This is a genomic window from Pseudomonas sp. H1_F01 (assembly GCF_054681425.1).
Genome location: NZ_CP162823.1, coordinates 2,814,798 through 2,841,009, shown reverse-complemented (window position 1 = coordinate 2,841,009; position 26,212 = coordinate 2,814,798). Strand labels below are relative to the sequence as shown.

Genomic DNA, 26,212 nt, shown 5'->3' with positions numbered 1-26,212 from the left:
GCGCCCGGTTACGGTGGAACCCGATGAAGAATTTGCTGCTGCGTATCAACGACACGATTTACATGACGTGCATCTGGGTAGCCGGCCTATCTGTCCTGGCAGTTGCCCTGATGATTCCGTGGGGGGTGTTCGCCCGCTATGTACTCGGTACCGGCTCAAGCTGGCCAGAGCCCACCGCCATCTTGCTGATGATCGTGTTTACCTTCATCGGTGCCGCCGCCAGCTATCGCTCCGGCTCGCACATGGCCGTGGATATGGTCACTAGCCGCCTGCACCCGCACTGGCAAACCGCGGCGTCGATTTTCACCCAGCTATTGATGGCGGCGGTCTGCATCTTCATGACCATTTGGGGCACCAAGCTGTGCATGACCACTTGGAATCAATTCATGAGCGCCATCCCTACCCTGCGCGTCGGCATCACCTACATGCCGATTCCGGTCGGAGGTTTCCTGACCTTGATTTTTGTCCTGGAAAAACTCTTCCTGGGTGATCAAAGCCAACGTCGGGTCGTGCAGTTCGACCTGATCGAAGAAAGCGAAGGTGCCGTTTAATGGACGCTCTGATTCTGCTGGGCAGTTTTTTACTGTTGATCCTGATCGGCATGCCGGTCGCCTACGCGTTGGGCGCCGCCGCCCTGATCGGGGCGTGGTGGATCGATATTCCGTTCCAGGCCATGATGATCCAGGTAACAGGCGGGGTGAACAAATTCTCGTTGCTGGCCATTCCGTTCTTCGTGCTGGCCGGTGCGATCATGGCCGAAGGCGGCATGTCCCGCCGACTGGTGGCATTCGCCAGTGTGCTGGTGGGGTTCGTGCGTGGTGGCCTGTCATTGGTCAACCTGGTGGCCTCGAGTTTTTTTGGCGCGATCTCCGGCTCCTCGGTGGCCGACACCGCCTCGGTCGGTTCGGTGTTGATCCCGGAAATGGAACGCCGCGGCTATCCGCGTGATTACGCCACCGCCGTCACCGTCAGTGGTTCGGTGCAAGCGTTGCTGACACCGCCCAGCCACAACGCGGTGTTGTACTCCCTCGCCGCTGGCGGCACCGTCTCCATCGGTTCGTTGTTCATGGCCGGCATCGTCCCCGGCATCATGATGAACCTGTGCCTGATGGCGCTGTGCCTGGTCTTCGCGAAAAAACGCAATTACCCCAAGGGCGAAGTAATTCCCCTCAAGCAAGCGTTGAAGATCTGCAAGGAAGCCATGTGGGGCATGATGACCCTGTTCATCATCCTTGGCGGCATTCTCTCGGGTGTTTTCACCGCCACCGAATCGGCCGCCATCGCCGTGGTGTGGGCATTCTTCGTGACCATGTGCATCTATCGCGACTACAAGTGGAGCGAGTTGCCGAAACTGATGCACCGTACGGTACGCACCATCTCCATCGTGATGATCCTGATCGGCTTCGCCGCCAGCTTCGGCTACATCATGACGCTGATGGAGATCCCGGCGAAGATCACCACCGCGTTCCTGACACTGTCGGACAACCGCTACGTGATCCTGATGTGCATCAACGTGATGCTGCTGCTGTTGGGCACCGTGATGGACATGGCGCCATTGATCCTGATCCTGACACCGATCCTGATGCCGGTGATCGTGGGCATCGGCGTGGACCCGGTGCAGTTCGGCATGATCATGCTGGTGAACCTGGGTATCGGGCTGATCACGCCACCAGTGGGCGCGGTGTTGTTCGTCGGTTCCGCCATCGGCAAGGTCAGCATCGAAAGCACCGTCAAGGCGCTGCTGCCGTTCTACGCCATGCTGTTCGTGGTGCTGCTGCTCGTGACTTATGTTCCCGCCATTTCCCTGTGGTTGCCGCACCTGGTGTTGTAACAAACGACAAAATCCCCTTGTGGGAGCAAGGCTTGCCCGCGATGAAGATGATGCAGTCTCCAAGGAAACCGAGGAGCCTGCATCGCGAGCAAGCTTTGCTCCCACAGTGCGGTGCGACGTTTCTCTATATCCCCTCGCCACATCAGGGTTCGCACACAAGAATCCGGCTTTTCCCACATCAGTTTTTTCAACCTTGCAGAACAAGGCCAACATGACGCTGCCCCTTCTCCATCTCGAAGACGAACTCACCCGCCTCACCCTCGCCCCTCACCTGGGCGCCAGCCTCGTCGACTGGACGTTGCGCAGCAGCGGCGCGCAGCTGTTACGCCCTCCCGCTCCGCAAGCGCTGGAAAACCGTTTGCCCGGCAAGCTCGGCGGCTTCCCGTTGATCCCCTGGTCGAACCGGATCGCCAACGGCGGTTTCGACTGCCCCGGCGGCTGGCTGGCCCTGGAGGCCAATAGCCCCAACGATCCGTTTCCGATCCATGGCAGTGCCTGGCAACAACCGTGGCAAGTGATAGAGCAAAGTGCCCAGGACGTGTTGCTGCAACTCGACAGCCAATACCCGTTCGCCTATTGCGCCAGCCTGCGGATTCGCTTGAGCGGCGGTCAGTTGCAGATCGCCATGCACGTCACCCACATGGCCGAACAGGCCGCCTGGCACGGGCTGGGGTTGCATCCGTATTTTCCGCGCACCGCCAGTACTCGCCTGCAAACCCGCGCCAGCGAAGTCTGGCTGTGCGACGCATCGAAACTGCCAACGGAACTGAGGGACATCCCCGCAGAGTGGGATTTCCAGCACGCCCGGTTACTGCCAGACACGCTGGTCGACAACGGCTTCGGCGGTTGGGACGGGCACTGTCTGATCCAGCAACCGGACTTGGGTTATGAGCTGGAGTGCCGCGCCAGTGGCAGCGACTATTTCCTGCTGTACTGCCCCGTGGGCCTGGACTTCTTCTGCATCGAACCGGTCAGTCATCCGGTCAACGCCCATCACCTGCCGGGGCGACCGGGGTTGCGTTTGCTGGAGCAAGGGCAGTCGGTGGCGCTGGGGTTTTCGATGCAGTGTCGGATGCTCTAAGGCCCACTTCCCTGTGGGAGCAAGGCTTGCCCGCGATGAAGTGAAGGCGGTCTCCTGGGAAACCGAGGCGCCTGCATCGCGAGCAAGCTTTGCTCCCACAGGGTTTTGGGTTGCCAATGAATCCGCAGCCAAACGCAGGTCCCATTGTGGGAGCGAGCTTGCTCGCGATAGCGGTGGGTCTGCTGGCATCAATGTTGAAGTGCCGCCGCCTTCGCGAACAGGCTCGCTCCCACAGGGGGTCAGGTGCCCAGGGTCAACCCATTGGCCGGCAACGGCAGCGCGGTCTTGTAGCGCACCTGCTTGAGGGCAAAGCTGGAGCGGATGTTCGCCACGCCCGGGACCTTGGTCAGGAAGTCCATCATGAACCGCTCCAGCGACTGGATGGTCGGCACCAGCACGCGGATCAGGTAATCCGGGTCGCCGGCCATCAGGTAGCACTCCATCACCTCCGGTCGGTCGGAGATCGCCTCTTCAAAGTGCTGCAGCGCCTCTTCCACCTGTTTCTCCAAACTCACATGGATGAACACGTTGACGTGCAGGCCCAGCAGGTCGGCGTCCAGCAGCGTGACTTGCTCGCGGATCACCCCCAGCTCCTCCATGGCCCGGACACGGTTGAAGCACGGCGTGGGCGACAGATTGACCGAACGGGCGAGATCGGCGTTGGTGATGCGGGCGTTTTCCTGAAGGCTGTTCAGAATGCCGATGTCGGTGCGATCCAATTTACGCATGAGACAAATAATCCTGTTTTTTATCGTTGTGCAGATTTTTTATCTGCAAATGATCTGAACAGCAAGCTAACAGAGAAAAATATTCTTCTGCGTCGAGCCTATGATTGTTGTAGGACAATTTCCCGTACCCGGGGAAATTCGTCAGCTAGCGCGCCCACTACAAGAAATTCACAAGATCGAGCGTAGAAAGCCATGAACCCAGCGTATGAACCGCTACGCCTGCACGTCCCCGAACCCTCGGGCCGTCCCGGCTGCCAGACCGACTTCTCCTACCTGCATCTGTCCGATGCCGGCACGGTGCGCAAACCTCCCATCGACGTCGAACCCGCCGACACCGCCGACCTGGCCCGTGGCCTGATTCGCGTGCTCGACGACCAGGGCAATGCCTTGGGCGACTGGGCCGCGGACATTCCCGTCGAGATCCTGCGCAAGGGCATGCGTGCCATGCTCAAGACTCGCATCTACGACAACCGCATGGTCGTCGCCCAGCGTCAGAAAAAGATGTCGTTCTACATGCAAAGCCTTGGCGAAGAAGCCATCGGCAGCGCCCAGGCCCTGGCGTTGAACATCGACGACATGTGCTTCCCCACCTACCGCCAGCAAAGCATCCTGATGGCCCGCGAAGTGCCGCTGGTGGACCTGATCTGCCAACTGCTGTCCAACGAGCGCGATCCGCTCAAGGGCCGCCAGTTGCCGATCATGTACTCGGTCAAGAACGCTGGTTTCTTCACCATTTCCGGCAACCTCGCCACGCAATTCGTCCAGGGCGTGGGCTGGGGCATGGCCTCGGCGATCAAGGGTGATACCAAGATCGCCTCGGCCTGGATCGGTGACGGCGCCACCGCCGAATCGGACTTCCACACTGCCCTCACCTTCGCTCACGTCTACCGGGCGCCGGTGATCCTCAACGTGGTCAACAACCAGTGGGCAATCTCCACCTTCCAGGCCATTGCCGGTGGTGAAGCCACGACCTTCGCCGGACGCGGCGTCGGTTGCGGCATCGCCTCCCTGCGCGTGGATGGCAACGATTTCATGGCGGTCTACGCCGCCTCGCGCTGGGCCGCCGAACGTGCCCGCCGCAACCTCGGCCCGGCGCTGATCGAATGGGTCACCTACCGCGCCGGCCCGCACTCCACCTCCGACGATCCGTCGAAGTACCGCCCCGCCGACGACTGGAGCCACTTCCCGCTGGGCGATCCGATTGCGCGCCTCAAGCAGCACATGGTGAAGATCGGCCAGTGGTCCGAAGAGGAACATGCGGCAGTTACCGCCGAACTCGAAGCCGAAGTGATCGCCGCGCAGAAGGAGGCCGAACAGTACGGCACCCTCGCCGGCGGGCAGATTCCAAGCGCCGCGACCATGTTCGAAGACGTCTACAAAGAGATGCCGGAGCACTTGAAGCGCCAGCGTCAGCAGTTGGGGATCTGACATGAACGATCACAACAACAATATTGCGTTGGACACCGCCATGACCACTACCACCATGACCATGATCCAGGCCCTGCGCTCGGCCATGGACGTGATGCTCGAACGCGACGACAACGTCGTGGTGTTCGGCCAGGACGTGGGTTACTTCGGCGGCGTGTTCCGCTGCACCGAAGGCCTGCAGAACAAGTACGGCACCTCGCGGGTGTTCGACGCACCGATTTCCGAAAGCGGCATCGTCGGCGTGGCGGTGGGCATGGGCGCCTACGGTCTGCGCCCAGTAGCCGAGATCCAGTTCGCCGACTATGTCTACCCAGCCTCGGACCAGATCATTTCCGAAGCGGCGCGCCTGCGCTATCGCTCGGCCGGCGAGTTCACCGCGCCAATGACCCTGCGCATGCCCTGCGGCGGCGGTATCTATGGCGGCCAGACCCACAGTCAGAGCATCGAAGCGATGTTCACCCAGGTCTGCGGCCTGCGCACCGTCATGCCATCCAACCCCTACGACGCCAAGGGCTTGCTGATCGCCTCCATCGAAAACGATGACCCGGTGATCTTCCTCGAACCCAAGCGCCTGTATAACGGCCCGTTCGACGGCCACCACGACCGCCCGGTAACACCGTGGTCGAAACACCCCTCGGCGCAAGTGCCGGACGGCTACTACACGGTGCCGCTGGACGTCGCCGCCATTACCCGTCCGGGCAAGGACGTGACCATCCTCACCTACGGCACCACGGTCTATGTGTCCCAGGTCGCCGCCGAGGAAACCGGTATCGACGCTGAAGTCATCGACCTGCGCAGCCTGTGGCCGCTGGACCTGGAAACCATCGTCAAGTCGGTGAAGAAAACCGGCCGCTGTGTGGTCGTCCACGAAGCCACCCGCACCTGCGGTTTCGGCGCCGAACTGGTGGCGTTGGTGCAAGAACACTGCTTCCACCACCTGGAAGCGCCTATCGAGCGTGTCACCGGTTGGGACACCCCCTACCCGCACGCGCAGGAGTGGGCGTATTTCCCAGGGCCGTCCCGTGTGGGCGCGGCGTTGAAACGGGTCATGGAGGTCTGAATGGGCACGCACGTTATCAAGATGCCGGACATCGGCGAAGGCATCGCGGAAGTTGAACTGTCGGTGTGGCACGTCAAGGTCGGCGACATGGTGGTCGAAGATCAGGTGCTGGCCGATGTCATGACCGACAAGGCCATGGTGGATATCCCCTCGCCAGTGCATGGCCGGGTCATCGCCCTGGGTGGCGAGCCCGGTGAAGTCATGGCGGTGGGCAGCGAATTGATCCGCATTGAAGTCGAAGGTGCGGGTAACCTGAAAGAATCGGCCCAACAGACGCCAGCGCCAGCCCCGGCTGCGCAAGCAGCGAAGCCGGCACCCGTGGCAACACCTGAACCGATGCTGGAAAAAACCACCGCGCCACGCTGCGCCCCGCAAGCACCTGTGGCCCGCGACCCCGACGAGCGTCCACTGGCGTCGCCGGCCGTGCGCAAACACGCGCTGGACCTGGGCATTCAATTGCGCCTGGTCCAGGGCAGCGGCCCCGCCGGACGGGTCCTGCACGAGGACCTGGAAGCCTATCTGGCCCAAGGTCCGTCGACCCAGGCCAAGGGCGGTTCGGGTTATGCCGAGCGCCACGACGAGCAGCAGATCCCGGTGATCGGCATGCGGCGCAAGATCGCCCAGCGCATGCAGGAAGCGACCCAGCGCGCCGCCCATTTCAGCTACGTCGAAGAAATCGACGTCACCGCCCTGGAAGAGCTGCGGGTTCACTTGAATGAAAAACACGGCGCCAGTCGCGGCAAGCTGACCTTGCTGCCGTTCCTGGTCCGCGCCTTGGTCGTGGCCCTGCGCGACTTTCCGCAGATGAACGCGCGCTACGACGATGACGCCCAGGTCATCCACCGCTCAGGCGCGGTGCATGTGGGCGTCGCCACCCAGAGCGATGTTGGCCTGATGGTGCCGGTGGTGCGTCACGCCGAAGCCCGTAGCCTGTGGGACAGCGCGACGGAAATCTCCCGCCTGGCAACGGCGGCCCGCACGGGCAAGGCCAGCCGCGATGAGCTGTCCGGTTCGACCATCACCCTGACCAGCCTCGGTGCGCTCGGCGGCATCGTCAGCACGCCGGTGCTGAACCTGCCGGAAGTGGCGATTGTCGGCGTGAACAAAATCGTCGAGCGGCCCGTGGTGATCAAGGGCCAGATCGTGATCCGCAAGATGATGAACCTCTCCAGCTCCTTCGATCATCGGGTGGTCGACGGCATGGACGCGGCGCAATTCATCCAGGCCCTGCGTGGCTTGCTCGAACAACCCGCCACCCTGTTTGTGGACTAATCATCAATGGAGCAGGCGATGCAAACTTTGAACACCACGCTGCTGATCATCGGCGGCGGTCCTGGCGGCTATGTGGCGGCGATCCGTGCCGGGCAACTGGGCATCTCGACCATCCTGGTGGAAGGCCAGGCGCTGGGCGGGACCTGCCTGAATATCGGCTGTATCCCGTCCAAGGCATTGATCCATGTGGCCGAGCAGTTCCACCAGACGCGGCACCACAGCCAGGCTTCAGCCTTGGGCATCACGGTGGCGGCGCCGAGCCTGGACATCGGCAAGAGCGTGGAATGGAAGGACGGCATCGTCGACCGCCTGACCACCGGCGTCGCGGCGCTGCTGAAGAAGCACAAGGTCCAGGTCATTCACGGCTGGGCCAAAGTGATCGATGGCAAGACGGTCGAGGTCGGTGACACGCGCATCCAGTGCGAACACCTGCTGCTGGCCACCGGCTCGAAAAGCGTCAATCTGCCGATGCTGCCGGTGGGCGGGCCGATCATTTCCTCCACCGAAGCCCTCGCCCCCACCTCGGTGCCCAAGCATCTGGTGGTGGTCGGCGGTGGCTACATCGGCCTGGAGCTGGGCATTGCCTACCGCAAGCTCGGCGCCGAGGTCAGCGTGGTCGAGGCCCAGGAACGGATCCTGCCAGCCTATGACGGCGAGCTGACCCAACCAGTGCACGAGGCGCTCAAGCAGTTGGGCGTGAAGCTGTACCTCAAGCACAGCGTCGAAGGTTTCGATGCCCAGGCCAGCACCTTGCAAGTGCGTGATCCCGATGGCGAGACGCTGAACCTGGACACCGACCGGGTGCTGGTGGCCGTTGGTCGCAAACCCAACACCCAGGGCTGGAACCTCGAAGCGCTGGACTTGGCGATGAACGGTTCGGCGCTGAAAATCGACAACCGTTGCCAGACCAGCATGCGCAACGTCTGGGCCATCGGCGACCTGAGCGGCGAACCGATGCTCGCCCACCGGGCCATGGCCCAGGGTGAAATGGTCGCCGAGCTGATCGCCGGCCAGCACAGGGAATTCAACCCAACGGCCATCGCCGCGGTGTGCTTCACCGATCCGGAACTGGTGGTGGTCGGCAAGACACCGGACGAGGCCAAGGCGGCCGGGCTCGATTGCATTGTGTCGAGCTTCCCGTTCGCCGCCAACGGTCGGGCCATGACCCTGGAATCGAAAAGCGGTTTCGTCCGGGTCGTGGCCCGCCGGGACAATCACCTGATCGTTGGCTGGCAAGCGGTCGGCGTCGGCGTGTCGGAGCTGTCCACCGCGTTCGGCCAATCCCTGGAGATGGGCGCGCGCCTGGAGGACATCGCCGGCACCATCCACGCCCACCCGACGCTGGGCGAGGCCGTGCAGGAAGCGGCGTTGCGGGCGCTGGGGCATGCGTTGCATCTGTAACAGCTGTGGGTGAGTAACTTGTGGGAGCAAGATTTGCTGTGGGAGCAAAGCTTGCTCGCGATGCAGGCGCCTCGGTTCACCAAGGACCGCGTCGGCTGTATCGCGGGCAAGCCTTGCTCCCACAATCCCTCACAACGACCGCAGGGCTGTTTTCAGCTGCAGGATTCGTGTAACAGGCTGCGAAACAGCCCCGGAATGAAGTATTGTTGTCCCCATCCAAAAAACGTCAGAAGCCTTGAACCGTTTCGACGGTTGTTAAGAAATAGAGGGTGTCATGGGTAACGAGAGCATCAATTGGGACAAACTGGGCTTTGACTACATCAAGACCGACAAGCGCTACCTGTCGCACTGGCGCGATGGTGCCTGGGACGCGGGCACCCTGACCGAAGACAACGTGCTGCACATCAGCGAGGGCTCCACCGCCCTGCACTATGGTCAGCAGTGCTTCGAAGGCCTGAAGGCCTATCGCTGCAAGGACGGTTCGATCAACCTGTTCCGCCCAGACCAGAACGCCGCCCGCATGCAGCGCAGTTGCGCCCGCCTGCTGATGCCGCACGTCGAGACCGAGCAGTTCGTCGAAGCCTGCAAGCAAGTGGTCCGCGCCAACGAGCGCTTCATCCCGCCTTACGGCACCGGCGGCGCGCTGTACCTGCGCCCGTTCGTGATCGGCGTGGGTGACAACATCGGCGTGCGCACCGCACCCGAGTTCATCTTCTCGATTTTCTGCATCCCGGTCGGCGCCTATTTCAAGGGCGGCCTGACCCCGCACAACTTCCTGATCTCCAGCTTCGACCGCGCCGCCCCACAAGGCACCGGCGCGGCCAAGGTCGGTGGCAACTACGCCGCCAGCCTGATGCCCGGCTCCCAGGCCAAGAAGGCCAGTTTCGCCGACTGCATCTACCTGGACCCGATGACCCACTCGAAAATCGAGGAAGTCGGCTCGGCCAACTTCTTCGGCATCACCCACGACAACAAATTCGTCACCCCGAAATCCCCTTCGGTCCTGCCGGGCATCACTCGCCTGTCGCTGATCGAACTGGCCAAATCGCGCCTGGGCCTGGAAGTTATCGAAGGTGACGTGTTCATCGACAAGCTGTCGGACTTCAAGGAAGCCGGCGCCTGCGGTACCGCTGCGGTGATCACCCCGATTGGCGGCATCAGCTACAAGGACAAGCTGCACGTGTTCCACAGCGAAACCGAAGTCGGCCCGATCACCCAGAAGCTCTACAAAGAGCTGACCGGCGTGCAGACCGGCGACGTGGAAGCGCCAGCGGGTTGGATCGTCAAGGTTTGATCCAAGCCTTTGCGGGCACCTGAAGGCTTTTTGGCCTCAATAAAAAGCCCACCCCGGCTTCAGCAGGGGTGGGCTTTTTTATTCCTTCGCTCAGTTACCCTCGACGCAAAACCGGCCATCGCCCCCAACGCTGGCGAAACCATCCGTAACCGCTGACCAGCAAGATCCCGCCCAGCACCAGAACCGCGCCAACGATGAAGTTCGGCTCCAGCGGCTCATCCAGCAACCAGACGCCAAAACCGATGCCAAACAGCGGCGTCATGAACGACAGCACCCCCAGTTGCGAAGCGAGGTAGTGGCGCAGCAGGGAGAACCAGATCAGGAAGCTGGCGAAGGACACCAGCAACACCTGGAACGCCATGCTGGCGATGAGTTGCGGCGTGGGGTTGATCGTCGTTTGCCCTAGCGCTATCGACAGTCCAATCAACAACACCCCGGCGCCAACCAGTTGGTAAAGCAGCGTCTGGCTGGCCGGCAGATTCGTTAAACGCGAACAGCGTACCGTCACCGTGGTTGCGCCCCACAGCGCACCGGCCAGCAAGCCCATGCCGTCACCGAGCAACGAGCTGCCGTTCGCTGCGCCCGAGCCCCCGCTGAAAGCCACCACGATCCCGCCGAAGGCAACGGCGATGCCCAGCCATTGCGCCGGCTTGAGGCGTTCGCTCGGCAGTTTCCAGTGCAAGCCGAGGGCGGCGAACATCGGTGCGGTATAGAGGAAAATCACCATATGCGAAGCCGTCGTATGCCGCAGGCCTTCGCCCACCATCACGAACTCCAAGGCAAACAACAACCCCACCAGCAGGCCCGGGCGCCAACTGCCATCGGCCAGGGACAGGCGTTCACCGCGCACCAGCACCAACAACCAGACCAGTGCCGCAGCGATGGCCGAGCGCACGCCCAGTTGCAGCATCGGCGCCATGTCGGCGGCGCCGGCCTTGATCGCGACTTGCTGGAAACCCCAAATGGCACAGAGGCCGGTCATCAGGGCGCAGACCTGGCCATCCAGGGCGCGGCGGGTGGTCATGGGAACGGTCCTTGGGCAGAAAGAGATGAAAGGATTGTCTGCCTGACACCTTTGCTGGATATAGTGATTACCCGACAAGCCATCCCGGTAATCCGCCATTGCGGTCGATATGCAGCCTCCAGCCCAACATCTGAAGATTCCTCCGTTCGAAGCCGCCCTGCCCTCGTCGATTTTCTTTCGCAGCGCCTGCATGCCGGCCCATGCCACTTACCCCCGGCACCGGCATGCCTGGGGTGAGTTCGTCTACTCCTACAGTGGCGTGATGGAAATCGAGATCGCCCAGCACCACTACCTGGCGCCACCGCAGTACGGCATCTGGCTGCCACCGGACATGGAACACGTTGGCTTCAATCGCCATGAGGCCTGCCATTGTTCGTTGTACCTCGCCGCCGAACTGTGCGACGCGTTGCCGGCCGTACCCTGTGCGCTGACCTTGAGCCCGCTGATCCGCGCCCTGCTGGAAGAGCTGCGCAGCGATCCACCGAGCCAACCGCAGACGCCCGAGCAGCAGCGCTTGCTGCAGGTATTGGTGGACAAGCTGGCGCAGGCACCCCATGTCGGCAGCTACCTGCCCTCCTCGGATGATCCACTGCTGGGCCCCGTGCTGCGTGCCTTGGAAGCGAACCCCAGCGACCCGCGCTCCTTGCCGCAACTGGCCCGCGCCGCCAACACCACCGAGCGCACGCTGATGCGCCGGGCCCAGCGGGACCTGGGCATGTCATTGGTGGAATGGCGCCAGCGTCTCAGAGTCATCGAAGCCCTGGCCCTGCTCGAACGTGGTCAGAGCGTGGAAACCATCGGCCTGGACCTGGGCTACAGCAGCGCCTCGGCGTTCATCAGCATGTTCCGCAAGATGATGGGCACCACGCCGGATGAGTATCGGCGCCGGCATATGGCTGGATGACGCGGGTGGTGCTGAAACTGCTATAGCGAGCAAGCTCGCTCCCACAGGGGGGCTTGGGTGTTCATGAGTATTGTGTTCACCGCAGGCTCACTGTGGGAGCGAGCTTGCTCGCGATGACGGCGGTGGGTTTGACATCGATTTCGGCACTGACCCCAAACCGCCCCGCCATCTCCCGGCGACCAATGGCCGTCACCCCCAGCGCCCGGCTGTCCAGGTCCTGGATCACCCACTTGCGCTTGATCGCCACTTGCAGCAACGCCGCCCCCAAGGCACCGCCCAGGTGCGGACGGCGCATGCTCCAGTCCAGGCACGGACAGGCGAATCGGCGGCGTTGCGTGGCAAGGTGCTGGACATCGATGCCCAAGCCCTCGAACACCGCCTCGCCGGACTCACTCAGCCGATAGCCATCACCTTCCACCTCTATCAGCCATCCAGCCTCGATCATCCGATCATGCAGGCGCACCGCAAGGGTGCCGGCCATGTGGTCGTAACAGGTGCGGGCAAATTGCAGGCGATCCGGTGTGCGCGGGGTGAAGGTCGGTGCGGCGCTCTGGCCGATCACCATCAGCGCCTCGAGAGCCTGGGCGACGCGCGGATCGGCCAGGCTGTAATAACGATGACGGCCCTGGACATGCAGGCGCACCAGGGCCATTTGCTTGAGTTTTGCCAGATGGGCGCTGGCGGTCGAGGCGCTGACCTCGGCGATACTCGCCAATTCGGTGCTGGTGCGGGCATGGCCGTCCATCAACGCGCACAGCATCCGGGTGCGCGCCGGTTCGGCAATGGCCGCGGCCACTTGGGACACGCCCAGGTCATGGTGCTCTGCGTTCATATTTCGCTCCCCGACGAATCAAGCCATGCATCGACTGGAGATAGTAGCAACACTTTCTCCATCACGAACAAGGCAGCGCTTCATGGACCCGATCACCGCCGCGACGCATTCCGACCCTTACCCTTTTTACGCCGCCCTGCGCGCTGCCGGCGGGCTGGCGTTCGATCCCGGGCTGAACCTGTGGATCGCCAGCAGCGCCGAGGCCGTGTGCGCGGTGCTGCACCATCCCGATTGCCATGTGCGCCCAGCCCACGAGCCGGTGCCAAAGGCCATCGCCGAAGGGCCGACCGGACGGGTGTTCGGGCACCTGATGCGCATGAACGAAGGGGAGCGGCAGCATTGCCCAAGGGCGGCGATTGCGCCGCGGTTGCAGGACATCAATCCCCGGCAGGTCGAGGCACTGGTCAGGGCGCGCTTTCTCCGAGAGGGCGCCGAAGGCCTGCACCAGGCCCAGTTCATCGGGCCGGCCAGCGTGGTCGCGGCGTTGCTGGGTTTCAACCCGACGGACTGTCAGCGGGTCAGCGAATTGACCGGGGATTTCGTCGCCGGCCTGTCGCCCTTGAGCCAAGCACCACACCTGGACGCGGCGCACCAGGCCAGCGAGCAACTGACCGGCTTATTCCAGGCGCGGATCGAGGCGCAGGACAACCCTTTGTTGCTGGGCATTGGCCAAGGCTTCGAAGGCGCTGATCCAAACAGTAAAATCGCCAACCTGATCGGTCTGCTCTCGCAAACCTATGAAGCCACCGCTGGCCTGATCGGCAACGCGTTGCTGGCGCTGATCGGCGATCCAGCGCTGCGCCGGACGCTGCGGGAGGCCCCCACACAGATCGGCTCATTGCTGGCCGAGATCCAGCGCTTCGACCCGCCGGTGCAAAACACTCGCCGCTTCATCGCCGCACCCTGCAAAATCCTCGGCACTGCGCTGAACCCTGGAGAGGTGGTCCTGGTGCTGCTGGCCTCAGCCAACCGCGACCCGCAGCTCAACCCCCGACCAGACACCCTGCTGCTCGACCGCCCGAACCGCCGCAGTTTCAGCTTCGGCAGCGGCCGCCATGAATGCCCGGGCCAAACCCTGGCCATGGACATCGCTTGCGCCACGCTGGCGGCAATTCTGGAGCGCGAACCGCCATTGGATCAGTTGACCTGGTGCTACCGCCCCTCCGTCAACGGCCGCATCCCGCTGTTCTGCGAGCGGTCACGTACCGACAGGCCATGACTCGCTCAGCCCATCAATCGTCCCGAGTCAGGACTTCCAGCAACTCGATTTCAAAGATCAGGTTGGCGTTGGGCTTGATGTGGGCACCCATGGACCGCTCACCGTAGGCCAGGTGGGCCGGCACCCACAACTTGCGCTTGCCACCGACTTGCATGCCCATCAGGCCCAGATCCCAGCCCTTGATGACGCGACCGGTGCCGATCACGCATTGGAAGGGTTTGCCGCGACTGTAGGACGAATCGAATTCGGTGCCGTCTTCAAGGGTGCCGCGGTATTGGGTGGTGATCAGCGCACCTTTGACTACGCTTTTGCCGTCGCCCTGTTCCAGGTCGATGATTTGCAGCTCTTCATTCATGGCGGTATCCCTCGTGTGATCCAGGCGCGGGGTTTTCGCAGAAATCCGCGCGCATGGCAAACGTTGTATGCCATGCGCCAGGGAACCGCGACGGTCTCTTCGGTTCACATGGGTATCGACCCTGCTTTTCAGATAAGGATTTTCTGATGATCGACTCTCGCCCGCTCCACGGCTTCATTCCGCCGTACATCCTCAATCGCATCATCGCCCACGGCTCCGAACAGCAACGCTCCAGCGCCCTCGGCACCTTGACCCACGTGCGCAGCCTGCGGCACAACCCCGGCCCGCCCGGCAACCTTCCCGCCGCCGCGAAGCTGCCCAAGCCCGGCAAGGCCGGACAGCCGCAACGCAGCGTGCATGACGCCCAGAACACCATGGAACTGCCCGGCCAGCCGGTCCGCCTGGAAGGCCAGCGGGCCAGTGGCGACCCAGCCGTGGACGAAGCCTACGATGCCCTCGGCGCCACCTACGATTTTTTCTGGAAGGTCCTGGGGCGCGACTCCATCGACAACAAAGGCTTCGCCCTGGTGGGCAGCGTGCATTATGGCCAGGGTTATGAAAACGCCTTCTGGAACGGCGCGCAGATGGTGTTCGGCGACGGCGATGGCGAAATCTTCCAGCGCTTCACTCGCTCCCTGGATGTGGTGGCCCACGAGCTGGCCCATGGCGTCACCGAAAGCGAGGCAGGCTTGGTCTACGCCAACCAATCCGGTGCGCTGAACGAGTCCATCTCCGATGTGTTCGGTGTGCTGGTCAAGCAGTTCGTACTTGAACAGACCGCCGACCAGGCCGACTGGCTGATCGGCGCCGACCTGCTCACCGACAAGATCAACGGCAACGGCCTGCGCAGCATGTCCAACCCCGGCAGCGCCTACGATGACCCGTTGCTGGGCAAGGACCCGCAACCGGCGCACATGCGCGAATTCGTCATTACCCGTGAAGACAACGGCGGCGTGCACATCAACTCCGGCATCCCCAACCGGGCCTTTTATCTGGTGGCGACCACGCTGGGCGGATTTGCCTGGGAAAAGGCCGGCCGGATCTGGTATGAAACCTTGTGCGACCGAAGATTGGCCAATGACGCGTCCTTCAGCGACTTCGCCCGCCTGACCGTCGAGCACGCCCGCCAGCGCTTCGGCACGCGGGAAGTGCAAGCGGTGCAGAACGGCTGGGCCCAGGTCGGCGTCGACCTGACACAGGAGAGCTGATGAAAACCCTTCCAGACCTAGACGACAAGGCGGTGATACGGCTGTCGCGCCAGGGCGGCGTGGCCGCCATCCATGCGCTGACCCGACCACGGGAAATCGAATTCGCCCAGTGCGACCTCGACCAGCGCACACGCATCAGTTCGGTCCTGGAGGGCTGCCTGCCACTGACCTCCTCCACGCCCGGGCGCGGCGACCAGCGTTTTTTCCAGATCGAGGTGCACTATCGCGCCAACGACCAGGACGACGAGATGGTGCTGCAGGTGCCTGAGGACCAGGCACCCGGCGAGCTGGTTCACCTGTGGGACAAAGGCGAAGTGCTCTGACCTAACGCGTGGCTGGCACGATCTTGACGATTGCGCCGGACACGGTTTCGATCAGCAAGTACTTGTCGTCGATCTGCACCCATTGCTGCTCGTTTGTCGGTTGCTCGAGTTTCTTCTGTTTCCAATCTTTCATGGCCCTGTCTGCGCGCTGATAGTCCGCCGGCACCCGGTCGTTCTCCACCAGCCTGCGGCCATTGCTCGGCGAATGCTCCAGGGCGTCTGCGGTTTTCTCGACCGCTTGCGCAACAGGCCCAAGGGCTCCGAGGCCGGCGATCAGGACCAGGCTGGCGATCAGGGATGGTTTGCGCATAGAAAAAAACTCCAGTTATTCGAGGGACTGAATCTGGGACTTCGCGGGCGGCGAATCATTCCTTAATTTCTGGAAACTGTACCCCCTGCTTGCTCCCTCGCCACGGGATGTGCCTGGCATGGCATAGTGGCAAGTCTTGGCCCAACACCCGCCGGACGGACCCATCATGAGCACCAACGCCTCTTCCCCTGCCCTCAAGGAAATCTTCAACAGCGCCCGCCTGGAGCACATCGCTGACGAAATGCGCGCGGTTTATCCAGCGTTCGATGCCCCGGCGTTTTTGCACATGGCCAACGACGGGCTGGCCGAGTTATCGGTGATGCAACGCATGGCCCGAGTCAGTGAGTGCCTGCATGCGGTGCTGCCCCTCGGTTATGAAGCGTCGCTGGAGGTGCTGCGCGCCCTGGCCCCGCGCCTGAACAGCATGTTCGTCAGCATGTTCCTGCCACACTACGTGGCGTCTTATGGCCGGCATCGCTTCGACGTGTCGTTGGACGCGCTCAAGTATTTCACCCGGTTCGGCTCGTCGGAGTTCGCCGTGCGGCACTTCCTGCGCGACGACCTGGAACGCACCCTCAAGGTCATGCACGACTGGTCGCTGGACGCCAACGAGCACGTACGCCGCCTGGCCAGCGAAGGCAGCCGGCCGCGCTTGCCGTGGTCGTTTCACCTGGAGCCGATCCAGGCCAACCCTGACCTCGCCGCGGCGATCCTCGACACGCTCAAGGCCGACGATAGCCTTTATGTGCGCAAATCCGTGGCCAACCACCTCAACGACGTCACCAAGCAACATCCCGACTGGGTGCTGGACCAGATCGAAGGTTGGCCCCTGCAGAACCGCCACACGGCGTGGATCGCCCGGCATGCGCTGCGCAGCCTGATCAAACAAGGCAACCCCAGGGCGTTGGGCGTCATCGGGGTCGGCGGCAAGGCACAGGTCCAAGTGCTGGATTTGCAGGTGACGCCTGCGGTGATTCGCCTGGGGGAACAGGTCACGCTGTCCTTCACGGTGCAATCAACCCTTGAGCAGAGCCAACGCCTGGTGATCGACTACGCGGTCGACTACGTGAAAGCCTCGGGCGGCACCTCGGCCAAAGTCTTCAAGCTCAAGACCTTCGACCTGCCCGCCCAGGGTTGCGTCAATCTCAGCCGCTCCCAGCACATTCGCGAGCTGACCACCCGCAAACATTACGCGGGCCGGCATGCCGTGCACCTGCTGGTCAACGGCGAACGGCTGGGCAGCACGGCGTTCGATATCGTGCCTTGAAGTGGTTCAGCCCACCGCCACCCGTTGTGCCTGGCGAATGTCGTGGATGAACCGCTCAGCCGGCAGTGGATGCCCCAGCAGATAGCCCTGCAGCGAGTCGCAGCCCAACTGGGTCAGGAAGTCTTGTTGCATATCGGTCTCCACGCCTTCGGCGACGATCCGCAGGCCCAGGGCCTGGCCGAGGGCGACGATGGCCGAGACGATCGCCGCGTCATCGCTGTCGTGTTCCAGGTCACGCACGAAGCCGCGATCGATCTTCAACTCGTTGGCCGGCAGGCGCTTGAGGTACATCAGGCTCGAATAGCCAGTGCCGAAGTCGTCGATGGACAGGTCCACGCCCATGTCCGAGAGCTGTTGCAGCACCGTCATGCTCGCGTCCGCATCGCTCATGGCGGTGGTTTCGGTGATTTCCAGGGTCAGGCTGTTGGCCGGCAGCTGATGCGTCTCCAGGGCCTTGGCCACGCTCTGCACCAAACCGGTATGGCAGAACTGCAAGGCCGACAGGTTCACCGCAATGCGCCAATCGGTATAACCGAGCACGTACCATTCGCGCATCTGCCGACAGGCTTCGTTCAACACCCATTCGCCGATGGGGATGATCAAGCCGGTCTTTTCCGCCAGGTCGATGAAGGTGTCGGGCATCAACAGGCCCTGGGTCGGATGGCTCCAGCGCAACAAGGCCTCGGCGCCGACCGGCCGGCCGTTGGCGGCGTCGAACTTGGGCTGGTAGTACAGGCTGAACTGCCGCTGTTCGACAGCGATGCGCAGGTCTTGCAGCAATTGCAATTGCTTGCGGGCGTTGCTGTTCATCGACGCGTCGAAAAAGCTGTAGCCGTTTTTGCCGGCGCCCTTGGCGTGGTACATCGCCGCGTCGGCATTCATCAACAGTTCTTCGGCACTCTGGCCGTTGCCAGGGTAAAGGGCGATACCGACGCTGGCGGAGATCTGCAAGTCATGGTCGGCCACCCGGAACGTGCGTGCGATCAAGCCGACCTGACGTGCCGCCAGTCGCAAGGCATCATCGGGTTCGGCCAGTTGCACCAGCAGCACGAACTCATCACCGCCGATCCGCGCCAGGGTGTCCTGGCTGCGCAGGTCTTCGCGCAGGCGCAAGGCCACGTCCCGCAGCAACAAATCGCCCATGTGGTGACCAAAGGCGTCGTTGACCGGCTTGAAACCATCCAGGTCGATGAACATCAGGGCGAAGCAGCCGCCCTGCTCTTGCACCCGGTGCATGGCCTGGTCGATACGATCAGCCAGCAATACCCGGTTGGGCAGTCCGGTGAGGGGGTCGTGCAGGGCCAACTGGGTCAGTTCCCGGTTGGCCAGGGTCAGGGACTGGGCCAGCTCGGCGGTGCGGGCTTCCAGACGCGCATCGAGAATCGACGTCAGCAAGGCAATGGCCAGCACCGCCAGGGTGGTGATCAACACCAGATTGTCCAGGCCCTTGCCGCTCAAGCCATCCAGGGAGCCACAAAAGCTGCCGTCGCTGAACCGCGCCCCCGCCATGCCGGTGTAGTGCATGCCGACGATGGCGATGCCCATGACCACCGCAGCGCCTGCACGAGCCAGACGCACGTGGGGGGTGTTCTGGCGCAGGCGAAAGGCAATCCACAGCGCCGCCGCCGAAGCGCCGACGGCAATCACCAGCGAAGCCCCGAACAGCGTCGGGTCATAGTCGATGCCTGGCTGCATTCGCAGCGCGGCCATGCCGGTGTAGTGCATGGTGCTGATCCCGGCACCCATGATCAGCGCACCGAACGCCAGTTGCCACGCCGGTAATCGTGGCTGGCTGACCAGCCATAGGGCAAAACCGCTGGAAAGAATCGCGACCAGCAGCGACAGCGCGGTGATCGATATGTCGTAGCCAAGCTCCACCGGCAAGCTGAACGCGAGCATGCCGATGAAGTGCATGGACCAGATGCCCACCCCCATCGCCAGCGCGCCCCCGGTCATCCACAAATGCGCGGCGCGCCCCTGGGCGGTCGCGATCCGCCCGGCCAGGTCCAGGGCGGTATAGGAAGCCAGCACAGCAACAAACAAGGAAATCGAAACAAGGGCGGGGGAATAACTGCCGATGAGCATGGTTTTTTCTCGTAACTGGAGACCGGACTGCTTCCATGCCCGGTTGAAGGCCGGCGATTGTACTTAATCGTGACAGGGACGCACGAACCAAATGTCAAAAAGCCATCAAAGCTGGAATATTTTCGACGAAAGACACCATCCTTCGCAGGGTGAATATTTTTGTAAACCATCAATCCTGTGTTCACCGCAGATCCATTGTGGGAGCGAGCTTGCTCGCGATGGCGGAGTGTCAGTCTACGCACCTGGCCCAAGCCGTTCAGCTACTATCGAAGAACCACTTCAAGGAGGATTCATTCATGGGCCTTGCCGCCAATCGGGCTTTGACCACCGCGCTGGTAGTCATCGATGTACAGAACGACTTCATCCCCGGCGGCCAACTGGCCGTGCCAGGCGGCGATGAGATCGTGCCGCTGATCAACCAGCTTGGCCATTCATTCAGGCACGTCGTCCTTGCCCAGGACTGGCACCCGGCCGGGCACGCCTCGTTTGCGTCCAGTCATCCGGGCAAGCAACCATTCGATATCGTCCAATTACCCTACGGCGAACAGAAACTCTGGCCCGACCACTGCATACAGGGCAGCAACGGCGCCGCGCTGCACCCGGCACTCGACCTCGCCCATGCCAAGCTGATCATTCGCAAGGGCTGCAACCCGGACATCGACAGCTATTCAGCCTTCATGGAAGCGGATCACCTGACCCCTACCGGCTTGACCGGCTATCTCAAGGAGCGCGGCATCGACACGGTTTACCTGGTGGGGCTGGCCCTGGATTTCTGCGTGATGTTCTCGGCGCTGGATGCCCGGTTGGCGGGGTTCAATGCGGTGGTGATACTGGATGCCTGCCGGGGCATCGATATCGACGGCTCGATGGAGGCGGCAATCCGACGGATGCAGGAAGCGGGCGTGCAATTGATCGAGTCCACTGCGATAGCCGATCGGCCCTTCGCTTGATGGCTCATACTAAGTCTCCTTTGCGCACAGTGAGTCTCCATGCCCTTCCTCGCCCGCACCCACCCGCGTCTGTCCAGCGCCACGGTCCTTGGCCTGGCGGTAGGTATCCTGGTTCCCGTGGACTCGATCATCAGCAAAATCCTGATCGGCTGGAATGTCGGCGTCTGGACCTACCTGGTGCTGATGTCCTGGCTGACCGTGCGAGCCAAGGCGCCCGACGTCCGGCGCATCGCCGAAATCGAAGATGAAAATGCCGGGCTGGTCCTGCTGGTGGTCTGCATCGCGGCATTGGCCAGCCTGGCCACCATCACCCTAGAACTGGCCGGCAGCCGCGACCTGAATGCCGCCGGCAAGCTGTTGCATTACGGTTTCACGGCAATGACCGTGATCGGTTCCTGGTTGCTGATCGGGGTGATCTTCAGCGTGCACTACGCGCGCTTGTATTACACCTGGGAGGGCAAGGAGCCGGCGCTGCGGTTTGCCGAAGGGCTGACCACGCCCAACTATTGGGACTTCCTGTATTTCTCTTTCACCATCGGCGTGGCGGTACAGACCGCGGACGTGGGCGTCGCCACGCGGCAACTGCGCAAGATCGTCCTGGCGCAATCGCTGATCGGTTTTGTGTTCAACACGGCGATCCTGGGGTTTTCGATCAATATTGCGGCGGGGTTGTTTGGGTGAGGCGTATGGGGGCCGCTTCGCGGCCCAGCGGGAGCAAGCTCCTCGCCACAGAGACGGTGTCAGGTATCAGGCGTTGGCAGCCACAGCCTGAAGCGCGCCCCACCCAGCGGCGAGGCTTCGACGGTCAGCGTGCCGCCCTGGGCTTCCAGGGCTCGGCGGCTTATGGCCAGGCCAAGACCGAAGCCGCCAGTGGCGCGGTCGCGGCTGCGGTCCAGGCGGTAGAACGGCTCGAACACGCGCTCGCGTTCGCTGTCGGGAATGCCGATGCCGTCGTCATCGACCCAGATCTCACAGCCTTGATCACCCACCAGCACACCGATCTGAATGCGCTTTTCGCAATAACGCATGGCATTGCGCAGCAGGTTCTGCAAGGTCCGTGCGGTCAGGCGCGGGTCCAGTACGAAACGCTCCAGTGCCCCGTGCAACAGCACGTCGATCACCACGTCCGGCGCCGCCAGGTCCTCGTCGACGCTGCCCAGGATGCTGTCGATGAACTCGTCCAGCGCCACCTCGACCCGTTCGGGCAGGCGTTGCGGGTTCTGCAAACGGCTGTAGGACAGCAGTTCCAGCACCAACTCATCAAGCTCGCGAATGTGCGCCACCAACCCTTGCAGGCGCTCACGACTGGCCGCCGGCAGGTCATCGGACAGCGCCAGGGCCAGGCCGAAGTCGAGCCGCGTCAGTGGCGTGCGCAGTTCGTGGGACACGGCGTTGAGCAGGTCCCGTTGTTGGTTGAGCAGGTTCTCGATGTCACCCGCCATCGTGTCGAACACGTGGGCCAGGCTGCCGATGTTCGAACTGGAGGCAATGTGCGTACGCTCGCCCAAATGACCTTTGCCGAAGCGTTCGGCGGTGCGCCTGAGGCGTTCCAGGTCGCGCCAGTGAGGCCGCAACCAGAGCAACAGGCACGCCAGCATCGTCGCGCCGATCAACACGTTGATGCTCCAGTACAACCAACTGACGTCAGCCGGGTCCGGCGGCACGACCATCTTCACCGCCGTGCGCCCGTCCAGCGGCGCCGCCGCCAAGGTGCGCCAGGCCCAGTCGCCAATACGCACCACGTTCTCGCCGCGCTTGAGACGCGCCTGCTCTTCGGCACTGAAGCCGCCGTCATCGAACGCAGCCAGCTCGATTCGCAGTGGCTCGAACTCCTTGTCCATCTGCGCCGCCAGCGCCGGCCACTGCTCGCTGGGCACGGCGCGGAACTGCTTGACCATCAAGGTTTGCAGGCCACGGGAATAATCGAGGTTGTAGGTCAGGAAACGGTCGTGAAACAGGCGGACCACCAGTTCCGGCATCAGGTAGATCGCCGCGCTGTAGGACACGATGGTGACCAGGTAAAGGCGAATCAGCAGCTTCCACATCGGCTCAGCATTCCCACTCGGAACGACTGAACAGATAACCCTTGCCCCACACGGTCTTGATTTTGCGGGCTTCGTCGGCGTTGTCGTCGAACTTGCGCCGCAATTTGGAAATCGCCACGTCCACCGAACGGTCGGTGCCGTTGAACTCAATGCCGCGCAGGCGCTGCAGGATCTGGTCGCGGCTCAGCACTTCGCCGGAATGCCGGGCCAGCACCACCAGCAAGTTGTACTCGCCGCTGGACAGCTCCACCGCTTGTCCGCGCCAGGTTACGGTACGCTCGGACAGGTCGATGCAGAGGTTGCCCATGACAATGCGGTCGTTGACTGTCTGCGGCTCGGTAAGGCTGCTGCGCCGCAGCAAGGTACGCACCCGCGCCAGCAACACCCGGGGCTCGCAAGGCTTGGTGACGTAGTCGTCGGCGCCCATCTCCAGGCCCAGCACCTGGTCGTGGCTGTCGTCCCGGGCGGTGAGCATCAGGATCGGCAAGGTCGCCGAGTCGGCCCGCAGCAGGCGGCAGACCTGCAAACCGTCCAGCCCCGGCAGCATCAGGTCGAGGATCACAAGGTCCGGCGGATCGACGCGCGCCCGCTCACGTACATGGTCGCCACGGCTGAGCACGCTGACCTGATAGCCGTTGCGCTCCAGGTAACTGGCGATCAGCTCGGAGAGTGCGGTGTCGTCTTCGACCAGGAGGATGTTGGGCATGGGTGTTTCCAGAAAAGTGCTGTGGCGCCTGGTGGGGCCACAATCGCGAGCAAGCTCGCTCCCACAGGGATGTTCGGTACGACACAAAACCAGTGTGGGAGCGAGCTTGCTCGCGATGGCGGCATGCCAGGCGCAGAGAATCTCAAGCTGCCAAGGATATACGCCCTCATCTACCGCCGAGCAAAACCCTTACATAATTTCACACAACCTCTACGAATTATTACCCCGAATACAAAAATGCCCCGACATTGTCGGGGCATCACAGCGCTCAAGGCAGAACTCTTCAATCAGAAGAAATAACTCAACCGCAAGCTACCACTCCAATCCTGACTGACGGTTGTCCCTTTGCTGCCTCCAACCTGACCCGAGACCTGCCAGTTACGTTGGGCCGGCGTCCACTTCAGGCCCGCACCGTACTCAAGCGCTGTGCTGGCGCGGTCGTCATCGAAGCTGTCGTCGTTGATCCTGACCTCGTTGGTCTTTATGAACTCATGATTAATGCCCGCCGACAAACTCGGCTCCAACAGGCCGCCATTTTCGAGACTGATCACGCGTCCGCCCCTGAGGCCCACGTTCCCTTGCACAGAACGCATAGTGTCGGCTTTGACTTCAAGGCCGTTGTCCAGTCGGTAGCTATCGCTCTGGGTCACGCCCGTCGAGACTCGCACCTGTGGCTCGATGAAATAGTTATCTTGCAAGCGAATATGCTTGCCCACCGCGACCGAACCGCTTGCGCCCAATGCCTTGTATTCACCCTTGGAGCGTGTACCGTCACTCATGGTGACCCTGGCTTTATTGTTGAACTGGTTGACCTTGGCCATGACGTTGACGAATACACCGCTCTGGACATCATAGGTACTGCCGTAGACACCGAGGTTTACGCTGTCGACCGTTGCGCTGGATCCGTACCGCAAATCCATGTTGGTGTGGCTGGTGCCTACGAAACCACCGAGTACCCATGGGCGATTGCCAATATCCACCAATGTATCGGCACCGCCGGTGATCCCGTTCTGGTTCTGCGAGTAACCATCGCCATAGGCGTTGTCGACGCTGTATTGATTACCGTAAGTACGTACCCAGACGCTGTTGCTCAACTTGATGTCGTTATCGCTGGCCGAACGCATTGACGCATCGGGCCGTGCGCTTAATCCCCGATCACCGATCTGATCGTTGAGCATGTTCATCTCTGCGTTCAATACGCTACGAGCACTGCCGGCCAAAGCCAATGCGGTATTGGTGGACGGGCTGACGGTGTCCCGGTCGGGATCAAGGTACAAACCCTCCCCATCCTTCTTCAAGCGGTAGACGAAGGTACCGGCATCGACCGTTTCTCGACCACCCAGCGAGAAACTCGCATCGCCAGCGGCAATGTTGCCGATTTTGACGGCGTCGGCACTGGTTGGCGTAGTCCCGGTCGCGGAGACCAGCAACTGATGTTGCCCGCTGGCAGTACCGGTAACATTCAGGAAGTCCGTATTGCCGTTACCCAGGTCGGTGCCCATTACAAAAGTACCGTTACCGGAAAGCTCACCTATGTTCAGTTGCTGGAACTGCTCATTGGTGCCCATACGGACCACACCACTGCTCAAGCCCAGACGCTGTACTGTATTGTCGCCAGTCATCACCCATTGCGCGGCATTGTCAATGTTCAGGTTGCTCGAGTCGGTAATCTGGCCCGTCAGCACGGAGCCGTTGTTGAGCAATACAGTGCCATTGGCATCCGAGAGCACATCGCCGGTCATCTGGCTGTTGTTGTCGAGCTTGAGATCAAACACGTTCTCCACGTTGCCATTAATCACTGAACCGTTATTCAGGCTGACCGCCGTCCCTGTCCCCGCAACGGCCATTACGTTACCGTTCAGGGTGCTATTGTTGTTGAGGTTGACGTTGGTAACGTTCTGCAGATTACCTTCAAGCGAGGAGCCATTCTGCATCAGCCAGGACACCGTACTGCCGGTATCGGCTATGACGTCGCCGCGTAGAGCGCTTGCATCGACGTTGACGTTGGCTGTGGAAGTATTGCTGGCTTGAAGCAGTGTCCCGTTGCCGCCGTTCAACTGCGAGCCATTGAGTACGTTGATGGTCGCGACAGCACCAGGACCACCGAAGGCGCCAACGACAATTGCCGACCCCGTGTCCCCCGTTACGACTGTATTATTCAAGGTCACCGTGCTGGCAGTCACACCGGTATTGTCCACGCCGATTCGCAGGCCATCCTGACCACCGGAGATCGTGCTTCCGGTCGCCGAAAGCGTTGCCCCTTCCAGTTGAACGCCGTAACTGGTCGCACCAGTGCCACGCAAGGTCGAATCGTTGACCGTCAGGACGCTGAAGCCCGTGGCGTTTGCGCCGCCGACGAGTCCGGTAATTGTGCTTCCACCTGTGACCGTGGCGCTGGAGGCGGTTGGGGTGTTGATGTTACGCCCCAATAGCAGACCCATGCTGTTGGTACTGGTAATAGTGCTACCTTGGATCGTGGCGGAGCTATCGCTGAGCGCAAACGCTCCTCTCCCCGTCGAGCTTTCTACAGTTGCGCCGGTCATCGCGATATCGGAGCCATCGCGAGCGTCAATCCGCGCACTCTGACCACCATTGAATATGACATTGGCATTTTGCGAGCTGATCGTGAGTGCGCTCGCATTGTTTATTGTCAATGTTCCACCTTGAGACACAGCCCACACCTCTGGTGCTGGAGGATTAGTAACGGTCTCACTTTCCCCAGGAGCAAGAATTCTGGCATGAACCGCAGGAGTGCCGAGGAACAATACGGCAAGCAGATAGCCCGTACTCTTGCGATTTATGAGCGTTGGAAATTGAGGCATGGGGACTCCGCATAATCAATTTAACAACCTCTCTTCGAGCAGAGAAGTCATCGAAAAAAACGTTCGC

The 26,212-nt window shown here is 62.0% G+C and carries 24 protein-coding genes; 15 read left to right on the top strand and 9 right to left on the bottom strand.

The window, feature by feature from the left end:
• Positions 1-23: 23 nt before the first annotated feature.
• From AB4O09_RS13215 to AB4O09_RS13205, 3 genes are all read left to right on the top strand, one after another.
• Positions 24-551, top strand: a complete 528-nt coding sequence (locus tag AB4O09_RS13215; protein WP_223471873.1) for a TRAP transporter small permease — start codon at positions 24-26, stop codon at positions 549-551.
• On the top strand, positions 551-1,831 hold the full coding sequence (locus AB4O09_RS13210; protein ID WP_003202926.1) for a TRAP transporter large permease: 1,281 nt from the start codon (positions 551-553) through the stop codon (positions 1,829-1,831). Before AB4O09_RS13215 ends, AB4O09_RS13210 begins: the two co-directional genes overlap by 1 nt.
• A gap of 211 nt (positions 1,832-2,042) precedes the next feature.
• Positions 2,043-2,912 (top strand): aldose 1-epimerase, encoded by an 870-nt coding sequence (locus tag AB4O09_RS13205; protein WP_460108314.1) that lies wholly within the window; start codon positions 2,043-2,045, stop codon positions 2,910-2,912.
• A 239-nt stretch (positions 2,913-3,151) separates the two neighbouring features.
• Here AB4O09_RS13205 and bkdR read toward each other — a convergent pair whose 3' ends face one another.
• Positions 3,152-3,640 carry a Bkd operon transcriptional regulator BkdR gene (gene bkdR / locus AB4O09_RS13200; protein ID WP_003202929.1) on the bottom strand — a complete coding sequence of 163 codons (489 nt, stop codon included), beginning with the start codon at positions 3,638-3,640 and terminating at the stop codon, positions 3,152-3,154.
• A 192-nt stretch (positions 3,641-3,832) separates the two neighbouring features.
• On the opposite strand from bkdR, the gene AB4O09_RS13195 reads away from it, so the two are divergent.
• The 5 genes from AB4O09_RS13195 (at position 3,833) to AB4O09_RS13175 (ending at position 10,095) form a co-directional block, all read left to right on the top strand.
• On the top strand, positions 3,833-5,068 hold the full coding sequence (locus AB4O09_RS13195; protein ID WP_003202930.1) for a 3-methyl-2-oxobutanoate dehydrogenase (2-methylpropanoyl-transferring) subunit alpha: 1,236 nt from the start codon (positions 3,833-3,835) through the stop codon (positions 5,066-5,068).
• Between the two features lies 1 nt (position 5,069).
• Positions 5,070-6,128, top strand: a complete 1,059-nt coding sequence (locus AB4O09_RS13190) for an alpha-ketoacid dehydrogenase subunit beta (protein ID WP_013693602.1) — start codon at positions 5,070-5,072, stop codon at positions 6,126-6,128.
• Complete coding sequence (locus AB4O09_RS13185) at positions 6,129-7,400, top strand: dihydrolipoamide acetyltransferase family protein (protein ID WP_060613939.1); 1,272 nt, start codon at positions 6,129-6,131, stop codon at positions 7,398-7,400.
• Between the two features lie 18 nt (positions 7,401-7,418).
• Positions 7,419-8,801 (top strand): dihydrolipoyl dehydrogenase, encoded by a 1,383-nt coding sequence (gene lpdA / locus AB4O09_RS13180; protein WP_460108310.1) that lies wholly within the window; start codon positions 7,419-7,421, stop codon positions 8,799-8,801.
• 274 nt (positions 8,802-9,075) lie between these two features.
• Positions 9,076-10,095, top strand: a complete 1,020-nt coding sequence (locus AB4O09_RS13175) for a branched-chain amino acid aminotransferase (RefSeq protein ID WP_003202935.1) — start codon at positions 9,076-9,078, stop codon at positions 10,093-10,095.
• A gap of 94 nt (positions 10,096-10,189) precedes the next feature.
• Here the strand turns inward: AB4O09_RS13175 and AB4O09_RS13170 are convergent, their stop codons facing one another.
• Entirely contained in the window at positions 10,190-11,119 is a 930-nt protein-coding gene (locus tag AB4O09_RS13170; protein WP_003202937.1) for a DMT family transporter, read from the bottom strand.
• A 109-nt stretch (positions 11,120-11,228) separates the two neighbouring features.
• On the opposite strand from AB4O09_RS13170, the gene AB4O09_RS13165 reads away from it, so the two are divergent.
• On the top strand, positions 11,229-12,023 hold the full coding sequence (locus tag AB4O09_RS13165) for an AraC family transcriptional regulator (protein WP_003202939.1): 795 nt from the start codon (positions 11,229-11,231) through the stop codon (positions 12,021-12,023).
• A gap of 76 nt (positions 12,024-12,099) precedes the next feature.
• On the opposite strand, the gene AB4O09_RS13160 is transcribed toward AB4O09_RS13165, so the two are convergent.
• Positions 12,100-12,855: an ArsR/SmtB family transcription factor gene (locus AB4O09_RS13160; protein ID WP_013693605.1), complete on the bottom strand. Its 756-nt coding sequence runs from the start codon at positions 12,853-12,855 to the stop codon at positions 12,100-12,102.
• Positions 12,856-12,937: 82 nt separating this feature from the next.
• Here AB4O09_RS13160 and AB4O09_RS13155 point away from each other — a divergent pair, with 82 nt between their 5' ends.
• Positions 12,938-14,074 (top strand): cytochrome P450, encoded by a 1,137-nt coding sequence (locus AB4O09_RS13155; protein ID WP_363808497.1) that lies wholly within the window; start codon positions 12,938-12,940, stop codon positions 14,072-14,074.
• A gap of 13 nt (positions 14,075-14,087) precedes the next feature.
• Here AB4O09_RS13155 and AB4O09_RS13150 read toward each other — a convergent pair whose 3' ends face one another.
• Entirely contained in the window at positions 14,088-14,429 is a 342-nt protein-coding gene (locus AB4O09_RS13150) for an FKBP-type peptidyl-prolyl cis-trans isomerase (RefSeq protein ID WP_003202944.1), read from the bottom strand.
• A gap of 146 nt (positions 14,430-14,575) precedes the next feature.
• Between AB4O09_RS13150 and AB4O09_RS13145 the strand changes: the two genes are divergently transcribed.
• Together AB4O09_RS13145 and AB4O09_RS13140 are read left to right on the top strand one after the other, a co-directional pair.
• Entirely contained in the window at positions 14,576-15,637 is a 1,062-nt protein-coding gene (locus AB4O09_RS13145) for a M4 family metallopeptidase (RefSeq protein ID WP_003202946.1), read from the top strand.
• Complete coding sequence (locus AB4O09_RS13140) at positions 15,637-15,960, top strand: protealysin inhibitor emfourin (protein WP_003202948.1); 324 nt, start codon at positions 15,637-15,639, stop codon at positions 15,958-15,960. Before AB4O09_RS13145 ends, AB4O09_RS13140 begins: the two co-directional genes overlap by 1 nt.
• Before the next feature lies 1 nt (position 15,961).
• Here AB4O09_RS13140 and AB4O09_RS13135 read toward each other — a convergent pair whose 3' ends face one another.
• Entirely contained in the window at positions 15,962-16,270 is a 309-nt protein-coding gene (locus AB4O09_RS13135; protein WP_003202950.1) for an RcnB family protein, read from the bottom strand.
• Between the two features lie 166 nt (positions 16,271-16,436).
• On the opposite strand from AB4O09_RS13135, the gene AB4O09_RS13130 reads away from it, so the two are divergent.
• On the top strand, positions 16,437-17,537 hold the full coding sequence (locus AB4O09_RS13130) for a DNA alkylation repair protein (RefSeq protein ID WP_028237635.1): 1,101 nt from the start codon (positions 16,437-16,439) through the stop codon (positions 17,535-17,537).
• Positions 17,538-17,543: 6 nt separating this feature from the next.
• Here AB4O09_RS13130 and AB4O09_RS13125 read toward each other — a convergent pair whose 3' ends face one another.
• On the bottom strand, positions 17,544-19,622 hold the full coding sequence (locus AB4O09_RS13125; protein WP_003202954.1) for a putative bifunctional diguanylate cyclase/phosphodiesterase: 2,079 nt from the start codon (positions 19,620-19,622) through the stop codon (positions 17,544-17,546).
• A 296-nt stretch (positions 19,623-19,918) separates the two neighbouring features.
• Here AB4O09_RS13125 and pncA point away from each other — a divergent pair, with 296 nt between their 5' ends.
• Both pncA and AB4O09_RS13115 read left to right on the top strand, forming a co-directional pair.
• The gene (gene pncA / locus AB4O09_RS13120) at positions 19,919-20,572 is read left to right on the top strand and encodes a bifunctional nicotinamidase/pyrazinamidase (RefSeq protein WP_223528741.1); all 654 of its coding nucleotides are present in this window, start codon (positions 19,919-19,921) and stop codon (positions 20,570-20,572) included.
• 39 nt (positions 20,573-20,611) lie between these two features.
• Positions 20,612-21,253: a DUF1345 domain-containing protein gene (locus AB4O09_RS13115; protein ID WP_003202958.1), complete on the top strand. Its 642-nt coding sequence runs from the start codon at positions 20,612-20,614 to the stop codon at positions 21,251-21,253.
• Between the two features lie 59 nt (positions 21,254-21,312).
• On the opposite strand, the gene AB4O09_RS13110 is transcribed toward AB4O09_RS13115, so the two are convergent.
• The 3 genes from AB4O09_RS13110 to AB4O09_RS13100 form a co-directional block, all read right to left on the bottom strand.
• Positions 21,313-22,617: an ATP-binding protein gene (locus AB4O09_RS13110; RefSeq protein ID WP_100264036.1), complete on the bottom strand. Its 1,305-nt coding sequence runs from the start codon at positions 22,615-22,617 to the stop codon at positions 21,313-21,315.
• Between the two features lie 4 nt (positions 22,618-22,621).
• The gene (locus tag AB4O09_RS13105; RefSeq protein ID WP_003202964.1) at positions 22,622-23,323 is read right to left on the bottom strand and encodes a response regulator; all 702 of its coding nucleotides are present in this window, start codon (positions 23,321-23,323) and stop codon (positions 22,622-22,624) included.
• A 287-nt stretch (positions 23,324-23,610) separates the two neighbouring features.
• Positions 23,611-26,145 carry an autotransporter outer membrane beta-barrel domain-containing protein gene (locus AB4O09_RS13100; RefSeq protein WP_003202965.1) on the bottom strand — a complete coding sequence of 845 codons (2,535 nt, stop codon included), beginning with the start codon at positions 26,143-26,145 and terminating at the stop codon, positions 23,611-23,613.
• Positions 26,146-26,212: the final 67 nt, after the last annotated feature.

Excerpts from the sequence above, each read along its gene's own strand:
- AB4O09_RS13215 (WP_223471873.1), top strand. The coding sequence starts at position 24 with ATGAAGAATTTGCTGCTGCGTATCAACGACACGATTTACATGACGTGC.
- AB4O09_RS13210 (WP_003202926.1), top strand. The coding sequence starts at position 551 with ATGGACGCTCTGATTCTGCTGGGCAGTTTTTTACTGTTGATCCTGATC.
- AB4O09_RS13205 (WP_460108314.1), top strand. The coding sequence starts at position 2,043 with ATGACGCTGCCCCTTCTCCATCTCGAAGACGAACTCACCCGCCTCACC.
- bkdR (WP_003202929.1), bottom strand. The coding sequence starts at position 3,640 with ATGCGTAAATTGGATCGCACCGACATCGGCATTCTGAACAGCCTTCAG.
- AB4O09_RS13195 (WP_003202930.1), top strand. The coding sequence starts at position 3,833 with ATGAACCCAGCGTATGAACCGCTACGCCTGCACGTCCCCGAACCCTCG.
- AB4O09_RS13190 (WP_013693602.1), top strand. The coding sequence starts at position 5,070 with ATGAACGATCACAACAACAATATTGCGTTGGACACCGCCATGACCACT.
- AB4O09_RS13185 (WP_060613939.1), top strand. The coding sequence starts at position 6,129 with ATGGGCACGCACGTTATCAAGATGCCGGACATCGGCGAAGGCATCGCG.
- lpdA (WP_460108310.1), top strand. The coding sequence starts at position 7,419 with ATGCAAACTTTGAACACCACGCTGCTGATCATCGGCGGCGGTCCTGGC.
- AB4O09_RS13175 (WP_003202935.1), top strand. The coding sequence starts at position 9,076 with ATGGGTAACGAGAGCATCAATTGGGACAAACTGGGCTTTGACTACATC.
- AB4O09_RS13170 (WP_003202937.1), bottom strand. The coding sequence starts at position 11,119 with ATGACCACCCGCCGCGCCCTGGATGGCCAGGTCTGCGCCCTGATGACC.
- AB4O09_RS13165 (WP_003202939.1), top strand. The coding sequence starts at position 11,229 with ATGCAGCCTCCAGCCCAACATCTGAAGATTCCTCCGTTCGAAGCCGCC.
- AB4O09_RS13160 (WP_013693605.1), bottom strand. The coding sequence starts at position 12,855 with ATGAACGCAGAGCACCATGACCTGGGCGTGTCCCAAGTGGCCGCGGCC.
- AB4O09_RS13155 (WP_363808497.1), top strand. The coding sequence starts at position 12,938 with ATGGACCCGATCACCGCCGCGACGCATTCCGACCCTTACCCTTTTTAC.
- AB4O09_RS13150 (WP_003202944.1), bottom strand. The coding sequence starts at position 14,429 with ATGAATGAAGAGCTGCAAATCATCGACCTGGAACAGGGCGACGGCAAA.
- AB4O09_RS13145 (WP_003202946.1), top strand. The coding sequence starts at position 14,576 with ATGATCGACTCTCGCCCGCTCCACGGCTTCATTCCGCCGTACATCCTC.
- AB4O09_RS13140 (WP_003202948.1), top strand. The coding sequence starts at position 15,637 with ATGAAAACCCTTCCAGACCTAGACGACAAGGCGGTGATACGGCTGTCG.
- AB4O09_RS13135 (WP_003202950.1), bottom strand. The coding sequence starts at position 16,270 with ATGCGCAAACCATCCCTGATCGCCAGCCTGGTCCTGATCGCCGGCCTC.
- AB4O09_RS13130 (WP_028237635.1), top strand. The coding sequence starts at position 16,437 with ATGAGCACCAACGCCTCTTCCCCTGCCCTCAAGGAAATCTTCAACAGC.
- AB4O09_RS13125 (WP_003202954.1), bottom strand. The coding sequence starts at position 19,622 with ATGCTCATCGGCAGTTATTCCCCCGCCCTTGTTTCGATTTCCTTGTTT.
- pncA (WP_223528741.1), top strand. The coding sequence starts at position 19,919 with ATGGGCCTTGCCGCCAATCGGGCTTTGACCACCGCGCTGGTAGTCATC.
- AB4O09_RS13115 (WP_003202958.1), top strand. The coding sequence starts at position 20,612 with ATGCCCTTCCTCGCCCGCACCCACCCGCGTCTGTCCAGCGCCACGGTC.
- AB4O09_RS13110 (WP_100264036.1), bottom strand. The coding sequence starts at position 22,617 with ATGTGGAAGCTGCTGATTCGCCTTTACCTGGTCACCATCGTGTCCTAC.
- AB4O09_RS13105 (WP_003202964.1), bottom strand. The coding sequence starts at position 23,323 with ATGCCCAACATCCTCCTGGTCGAAGACGACACCGCACTCTCCGAGCTG.
- AB4O09_RS13100 (WP_003202965.1), bottom strand. The coding sequence starts at position 26,145 with ATGCCTCAATTTCCAACGCTCATAAATCGCAAGAGTACGGGCTATCTG.